General features: G+C 34.8%; 1 protein-coding gene. It reads right to left on the bottom strand.

From position 1 onward, the window contains the following. Positions 1 to 609 (bottom strand): nucleoside recognition domain-containing protein (locus tag GQX97_RS13525; RefSeq protein ID WP_304488839.1); only part of this gene is annotated, 609 nt, incomplete at its 3' end. Positions 610 to 676 lie beyond the last annotated feature (67 nt).

Genomic DNA, 676 nt, shown 5'->3' with positions numbered 1-676 from the left:
GCCTTTGAAAAATAATTTTCTTAATATAAATGCCACAAGAAAAGCCATTATTACGCCAATTATATATATACTAAACATTACAGTAGGAGCCATTTTTGGTGAGAAGAATGCAGCTGTAAATAATACATAAACAGGAATTCTAGCACCGCAGCTCATAAATGTGGTTATAAGTACAGTTACAATTCTATCTTTTTTGTTTCTCAAAGTTCTAGCAGCCATAGTAGCAGGTATAGTACAGCCAAAACCTAAGAACATAGGTATAAATGATTGACCATGAAGACCAAACTTATGCATAACCTTATCCATTAAAAATGCAGCCCTAGCCATATAACCGCAGTCTTCAAGGAATGATATACCAACAAATAGTATTAAAACTAATGGGAAGAATGAAAGCACAGCACCAACACCGCCTATCACACCATCAACTACAACAGATTGTAATAAACTTCCTTCAGGCAAAAGATTTGATACAAAAGATGATAATGCACTAATACCCATCTCAATCCAGCCTTGAGGATATGCACCAAGTGTAAAAGTAACTTTAAATATAAGCCATAACACACCTAAGAATATTGGTATGCCAAGCCATTTAGCCTTGAGGATATGCACCTAGTGTAAAAGTAACTTTAAATATTAGCCACAACACCCCTAAAAATATTGGTATGCCAAGCCATTT

Source organism: Brachyspira sp. SAP_772, assembly GCF_009755885.1.
GTDB lineage: Bacteria > Spirochaetota > Brachyspiria > Brachyspirales > Brachyspiraceae > Brachyspira.
This window is presented reverse-complemented; position numbering and strand designations above follow the sequence as displayed.